Annotated in this window: 9 protein-coding genes; all 9 read right to left on the reverse strand. The window is 47.7% G+C overall.

Annotated features, from left to right (window positions below; genetic code table 11):
- Position 1: 1 nt before the first annotated feature.
- A complete protein-coding gene (locus PGX44_RS08120) occupies positions 2–226 on the reverse strand; it encodes a hypothetical protein (protein WP_498854978.1) in 225 nt (74 codons plus the stop codon).
- Positions 219–383: a hypothetical protein gene (locus tag PGX44_RS08125; protein ID WP_498854979.1), complete on the reverse strand. Its 165-nt coding sequence runs from the start codon at positions 381–383 to the stop codon at positions 219–221. The genes PGX44_RS08120 and PGX44_RS08125 overlap by 8 nt, the downstream gene beginning before the upstream one ends.
- Positions 370–1524, reverse strand: coding sequence for an RNA-directed DNA polymerase (locus tag PGX44_RS08130; RefSeq protein WP_498854980.1), 1155 nt, complete (start codon positions 1522–1524; stop codon positions 370–372). Before PGX44_RS08130 ends, PGX44_RS08125 begins: the two co-directional genes overlap by 14 nt.
- Positions 1525–1767: 243 nt before the next feature.
- Positions 1768–2295, reverse strand: a complete 528-nt coding sequence (locus tag PGX44_RS08135) for a hypothetical protein (protein WP_498854981.1) — start codon at positions 2293–2295, stop codon at positions 1768–1770.
- A gap of 43 nt (positions 2296–2338) precedes the next feature.
- Positions 2339–3610: a hypothetical protein gene (locus PGX44_RS08140; RefSeq protein ID WP_498854982.1), complete on the reverse strand. Its 1272-nt coding sequence runs from the start codon at positions 3608–3610 to the stop codon at positions 2339–2341.
- 62 nt (positions 3611–3672) lie between these two features.
- Positions 3673–3987: a hypothetical protein gene (locus tag PGX44_RS08145; protein WP_498854983.1), complete on the reverse strand. Its 315-nt coding sequence runs from the start codon at positions 3985–3987 to the stop codon at positions 3673–3675.
- 20 nt (positions 3988–4007) lie between these two features.
- Entirely contained in the window at positions 4008–4694 is a 687-nt protein-coding gene (locus PGX44_RS08150; RefSeq protein WP_498854984.1) for a hypothetical protein, read from the reverse strand.
- The gene (locus PGX44_RS08155) at positions 4695–5564 is read right to left on the reverse strand and encodes a putative phage tail protein (protein WP_498854985.1); all 870 of its coding nucleotides are present in this window, start codon (positions 5562–5564) and stop codon (positions 4695–4697) included.
- A gap of 1 nt (position 5565) precedes the next feature.
- Positions 5566–6330, reverse strand: a complete 765-nt coding sequence (locus tag PGX44_RS08160) for a baseplate J/gp47 family protein (RefSeq protein ID WP_498854986.1) — start codon at positions 6328–6330, stop codon at positions 5566–5568.
- Positions 6331–6488: the final 158 nt, after the last annotated feature.

Consider the following 6488-nt stretch of genomic DNA (forward strand, 5'->3'; position numbering starts at 1 on the left):
CTTATACGCGTTGCAGGAACGATGGCAGGATTGATGTCAGGATTGACGCAAAAATGCCGACGACCGTGACGCTAAAGCCTAAGGTCCAGCAAATATCGTGCTTCAGGTCGTCGATGCGGTGATGCGCCGATTTCCCCGACTCAATGGCAGCCACTACGTCGCGGTTTAAATTTGTGATCTGGCTCTCGATGCGGTCGAGCCGCGTGATTAATTCGTTTTCATTCATTTTGCGCCTCTATTTCTGTCCGTAAATTATCAATATCCATTTTCAGCTCACATTCTGCGACGTTCAGTTGTCCGGCTTGTAATGCCAGCCGCTTGATAAGCAGTGCCTGAAGCCGGATGATTTCGTACTGAACGTCGATTACTTCAATGTTTGACATTTTGTTCTTTTCTTTCCATTTGCATTAGCTCCTTATATAGCTCATCTAGGTTCTTCAGCGTGTGATAAGCATTGTATCGTTTCTTATCGCCGCGCCAGCTTTTATATTGTTCCTTCAAATCATCCCATTCAATTTCATGGTTTCTGGCAAGTGCTGCCATGTGTTTCATAGTCCGCCGTTCACGTGTAACTGACTTACGTGGATTTTTCCGGATGATTTTCCCAGATGGCGTCAGGATATATCTTGTCTTTAGCCACGTGAAGCCGTGCGACAATTTGATGATCTGTGTTTTCTTGTGATTGATGAAAATACCTAGCTTTCCGGCCATGGCTTCGATTTCTTTCAGTAATCCCTTTAGATACGCTTTGCTTGGATGAATGACGATGCGGTCGTCCATATATACGTCATAGCAGTGCAGTCGCCTTACCGTCTTGCAGTACGTGTCGATGCGTGTGGGATAGAAGACGCCAACAATCTGTGAAATTTGTGAACCGATGCCGATGGATTTATGAATATACCGCTTGCCGGTTCTCATCTCTTTCGGTATGCGCTGGTATGCCAGGGAATCGAATACTTTGCCGTCGATGTCGTCGTCGGTGCTGTATGATACGTCGACGCGGTATGAATCAAAGATTTTTCTGATGAGCTCCATGACCTGCTTATCGTGAATTTTCTCGCTGATGAGCCGCAGAGCTGTATCATGTCTGATGTTATCGAAATATTTCCGAAAATCAATCATGAGGATGTAGCCCTCGGTCCCGTATCTTCGATAGTGCCAGCGAAGATGTTCTTCGAACCGCCGGCGTGTAAACGCAATGCCTTTCCCTTTTAGGCTGGCACCGCTGTCATGGATGAGGTATTTCTTCAGAATCGGTATCATGATTTCATCAGCCAGCGCATGCTGGAATACGGCGTCTCTTGGTCTCATAGCTGTGATAATGCGTTCGTGACTATTTTCGACAGCATGGAATGACGTCCCCTTTTGTGGCTCATATGTGCCACCATCCACGTCTTTCTTTAATGCCGACAGCTCTGTCAGGCGGTTCATCAGATATTGTTGGGCGCTATACTTCCATCCCGCGGACTTTTCCAGGTGCTTGCAGGCCCGGATATAGGCGTCTCCATCTAATTTCTTAATCATATACAGTTGTACGCCGCGCCTATAGTGTGTATCCGTAGATACAGCACGTCACGGCGTTCATTTACCTCCCGGACGGATATATGCTCATTCCCTGTTAGGCGCTCCGGCTTATAGCCTTCTGGACGCTCTGAGAAGCGGGCGGACGCCGTTGACGTTCGACGCGTTGTTGTAATCGGCTTCACCGTTTTCGTTGACATTCGCGAAGTAAATGGCGCTCGCTATCAGCATATACCCAGTATTCGTTTATTTCAGTGTCTTGTTCCGCTTATTGTCGGCCTTTCGCCAGCCTTTCAAGAGCGCGATTTCTCGATTGATAGCGTCAATGTGCGGCAGCAGTTTGTCTGCTTTGACCGGCAATATGTCGACAATCAATTCAAACGTCTGTTTTAGGCTTTCGCAAGCTGCAATCGCTTTGTCCTGAGACACACGACGCAAGTCTGCTTCGGCTTTATTCGTCGCCCAAATGGTGTAGGCCTGCGTGATGCTTTCCATCATTTCGTCGAGTAGCCGGATGAGCTTGCCGCGGAATGAATCGAGTACCCAAAACGGATAATCATCGACGATGCGCATCAAGCCGTACTTTGCCGCAATCGTTTCGAATAACTCTTTGTCAGCTGCGTCCCAGCCGCGCGTGTAAAATGTCGGCTGTCTGGCCCTTGGTTTTACGCCGAAGTCTCGAATCATGAGGAAAAGAATCTTCTTATAAAGCCTTCTTGCGTTCATATAAAATTCGAGCTTCGACAATTTTCTTTCTCTTGCTAATACGCTCATTCTTTCTCCTATCTGCCGCCCCATAAAGGGGGCGGCGTGAGGGTCATCGTAACAGGAAATACGGGCGGACGCCGTTGACGCCCGACGCGACGCCGCAATCGGCTTCACCGTCCCCGCCGACATTCGCGAAGTAAATGGCGCTCGCTACGTCACGCAACCAGCACCACGAAGCTCTCGTGAAGTTTTGGCCATATCTAAATGCTGCCAGTTGTTTATTACAACCATAGGTGTCTCGGCCAGACGAGGCAAAAGGCGCATGACCATACATCATGGCTTCGTTTGGAATATTGACCGTAACGTCTACCCATTCCCCACTCGTATATACAGTTGCACCATTACCTAAGCCACCCCCGCCTGCATATGCATTCGCGTCAATCATTTTCGTCAGACGTTCTCTGTGTGTCAGCACATGGTCAGAGCCAAACGCGTTCGTGATGCCTGTGACATATTTTGGAATCGTCGTGCCCCACATATAGCTGCTCTGGTAGCCGCCAGCCGCTGTATCTGAGCCGTTCATTTTCGATGTGCCGATATTGTTTTCTGGAATCAGCACGACGTGATGCGCGGTCGTTTCCGTGTCGCCGCGATGCAGGTGATAGTCAAGGTCTGCGACAATCCACTTGACGTCGCTGTGCGTCGTGCCGTCTACCGTGACGGATTTTGTAATATAATCGCCCGGATAAATATCTGCAAACGTGCCTGCTGCGATGGCTTTGCTCATATCGCCACTATCAAAATAGCTCGTCAGATCCTTGCCACGGTAAAATGCATTATGCGCCGCCGCGGACTGTGGGATAATCTGATTTAAAATCATGTCGCGGATAGAATCGACGGTCGTGGCTTTTTGCAAATTCGTGATATTTGTATTAATTGGAGACAGGTCTGCATCCAGAACAGTCTTGAGTGTAGCCGGGTTAATCATCCTATCCGTCGCTGTGCCGGCCGTTGCTTCATCAGATGTGGCATAGGTCAGCGTCTTGGCGCTGGCCGCTGCCGCGGTAGCGCTATTTGCCGCAGCAGCTGCTTGTGACTTCGCCTGCTGTTCATATGTTGATGCGTTTGATTCGCTCTGTGCCGCGGCTGTTGCACTATTTAATGCGGCTGATGCGGACGTCGCCGCCGCCGTCTTATTACTAGCCGCATTCGTTTCAGATGTAGCCGCCGCCGTTGCACTACTGGCTGCATTCGTTTCGAATGTTTTAGCGGCAGTTTCCGATTTTTTTGAATTGGCTTCAGACGTAGCAGCATTATTTTCACTGGTCGATGCGGCATTAGCCGCATTTGCCGCCGCGTCTGCATATGTTTTTGCGCTCAATACGTCGTCTGGTTTATCAACAAACGTTGTTGATAGTATACCTGTTAATGTTGTATCTGCCATTAAAACGTGACCTCGCTTTCTACGATAAATTTATAGCCGCTCGATACGGTAAACGTCGAGCCGCCTGACTGAGTAACCGTAACTGTATATGTATATGTACCATAGTCAAGGTTGTTTGTATGTTTTGGCTGTAGTGTCATATAAGAGTCAGCCGGATAGATATGAGTACTAAATAACGTTTTATTGCCATTATAGGCAGTAAAAACGATTGTATCCGTTGCCGCTGGTGTATAGGTCGTTGAGTCTGAATTAGTCAGCGTCAATTTAAACCGCCCGCTGTCGCCTCGATTGATATAGATGTTCTGACCGTCCATAGAGTACATAGGCTATCACCTCAGCTTTGGCGTACCCAGATGTAAAATGCTCTATATCTGGGAGTCACGGTAAATGGTTTCCCTTCTCCTGTTGCATTGATAGTGATTGTATGTGTATGGTCACCACCGCTGTTAATAGTTACTTGGTGATTGTGCAGGCCATTAAAATGGCAGATGTATTCATTGCGGTTATTATCTGCATTCCCCTCAGAACGTAAGCCATCCTGCAGGACCGAGAACTTACCATTAGCCGACACACTGCCGATTGTAGATTCTGCGCCCTTTCCATAGTAGACGTTCGAACGGCTTCGGAAGTTGCCGCTCAGGTCGTAGTTATCTGTTGTTCCTGTATGAACGTGAGCCCCGCCGCTTGCAATCGTCCCTGTATGGTCGTGACTGGGAAGATTCTCTTTGGCCAGCGTGACGGTATCGGAGCCACCCTCACTCCCTGCCGCGATGTCAGTTCCAGCAGCTCTGATGTATTCGCCGCCCTCGACCAGTGCCCATGTCGTATTGGGATAGCGGCTGTCACCTGGATTCGTGCCGTCAAGCGTGATAATGACATCGCCTACCTGCGGCATGAATTTCTTTTCGAGCGATTTTATCAGCTCGTCCAGTTTATCCATATTGGCGTTGAATACATCTACATCATAGGTCTCTTCCTGTAGTGGTTTCGTTAGCCCGTAGTTGGTTGTCAGATTAGCCATTTATGGTAACACATCCTCTCTTAGTGACTTGTGTTTATATGATTTCATTTCTCCGTGTGTAAAGAGTTTTTTCAGGTCTTTATGTCTGTTATAGTTGAGCGTAACTGTCAGGCCCAGATTCATTGGAATAATAGTTTCAAGTAGCTGCTGTCCTTCCAGTAGCTTTGATTTAACGCCCAGATTTACTTTGATAGTGATTTTATAGTTGGCATAATCCCTATCAATCGCATAGCCGCCCTTGCCGCAAATGAGATCCAGCAGTTCTTCCAGTTTCTCGTCTGTATAAGGCCGCGTGCCTTTTATGAGTGACTGGATGCGTGCGCGCCTGTCGTCCCATACGTCTGTACTCAACGGGATAACGTCAAATATTTTCTCCCATTGCTCTAGGCCGTATTCCGTCATGGTTGCAATGAACTGGTTATTGAACATCTCTAACAGATAGTTCCACATCAAACGGAATTCTATATTCTCCGCCTCACATAGTTTCTGTACATCGCGGATATCTTTTGTTACTGGAGGCAGGAATTTCGTGATGTCGATATCCCGTTGCATACTGATTTTATCAGTAACGACAAACTGAGTAGGCTTGATGAGCGTACTAACAAAACCGTCTGAAGCTGTAAGCTGTACATCGTACATATAAAATCCAGTAGCAATGCTGGTATCGTTTGCAGTAAGTGTCACCTGTCCGTCTGTCACTGGTTTCTGTATGATGATGTTCGTTCTATCCAGCGACTCTTTGACGGTAAAAACAACGCTATCACTTGCCGCGGGTATATAGGGTTTCCCCGCCGAGTCAGTTATGTTGATTGGCAGTGTCATGGCCTCTTTTTGTCGGATCGTGATGATATTACTTGCTACAGTAGCCATATTATGCCCCCGCTGTCAGTGTCAGCGTACCCAGTACAGGAATGTCAGATGTTCCCAATGTCACTTTGACGGTTTCGGAATTAATCGCGATGTCCGATACGTCCTCGACTCCTGACACCTCAAGAAGTTCAACAAGTATAGCCGATGTATACACGACCAAATATTCTTTCTCCGTCTGCTGGCACCATTTTTTAATTAACTCTTTAAAATACGCATTGATAGCACTTGTAATTGAATCTTTCAAATCATCTACCGTTGTATTACTTGCGCAGGTAATCTTTGCCGATACATTGATAGTTGTTTCTTTTGCCGCAGATACCGTTACAGTATGTCCAATAGGGGCGATGCCGTAGCCCTTGCCCTGATCAGACGTCGGGTCAATCTTCTCCTGCAATTCTGATACAAACTCGTTCGTCGGGGCCGCGTATGCAGATGTTACTATCGTCAAGCCGACCGTACCGCCGCCGTTAGGGCAACGGTACACTTTCACGCCGCCTACACCATTAATGGCCAGCACTTTTTCTTTATAATCCTGTCCATTTCCGCCGTAGGCCTGTGATTTGACCGCGGCAAAGTAGCGCGTGCGGAATGCTTCTGTATCCTCTTCCGCCTCACCTGGCGTAATGATTTCTGTAATTTTCGCTGTACTCAGCCCTGTTATAGTCATCTGCGGCTTGATAGTGCCTACGCAGTTATTGCCAGCTGTGCCAGCTGTCCCGCAGGTCAGTTTATAGGTATGCTCCGTGTCATTTAATAAGGCCGTCACGGTAAACGGGATTGTCCCCGATAAGAATTCTGTACCAATGGAAACAGCTTCGTTGAACTGTCCTTTGACTACGGCATAGGTCGCCGCTGTCGGGGTGATTATAATGGGCCTGTGAATTCAGACCAGTACTGAAAATTTTAAGAGTGCATGATATAGTA

Origin of the sequence: Caecibacter sp. AF58-12pH5A (assembly GCF_027681725.1) — a bacterium.
In the GTDB taxonomy this organism is placed as follows: domain Bacteria; phylum Bacillota; class Negativicutes; order Veillonellales; family Megasphaeraceae; genus Megasphaera; species Megasphaera hominis.

What these genes read in the sequence shown, in the direction of transcription:
- PGX44_RS08120 (WP_498854978.1), bottom strand. Translation starts at nt 226, where the DNA reads ATGAATGAAAACGAATTAATCACGCGGCTCGACCGCATCGAGAGCCAG.
- PGX44_RS08125 (WP_498854979.1), bottom strand. Translation starts at nt 383, where the DNA reads ATGTCAAACATTGAAGTAATCGACGTTCAGTACGAAATCATCCGGCTT.
- PGX44_RS08130 (WP_498854980.1), bottom strand. Translation starts at nt 1,524, where the DNA reads ATGATTAAGAAATTAGATGGAGACGCCTATATCCGGGCCTGCAAGCAC.
- PGX44_RS08135 (WP_498854981.1), bottom strand. Translation starts at nt 2,295, where the DNA reads ATGAGCGTATTAGCAAGAGAAAGAAAATTGTCGAAGCTCGAATTTTAT.
- PGX44_RS08145 (WP_498854983.1), bottom strand. Translation starts at nt 3,987, where the DNA reads ATGGACGGTCAGAACATCTATATCAATCGAGGCGACAGCGGGCGGTTT.
- PGX44_RS08150 (WP_498854984.1), bottom strand. Translation starts at nt 4,694, where the DNA reads ATGGCTAATCTGACAACCAACTACGGGCTAACGAAACCACTACAGGAA.
- PGX44_RS08155 (WP_498854985.1), bottom strand. Translation starts at nt 5,564, where the DNA reads ATGGCTACTGTAGCAAGTAATATCATCACGATCCGACAAAAAGAGGCC.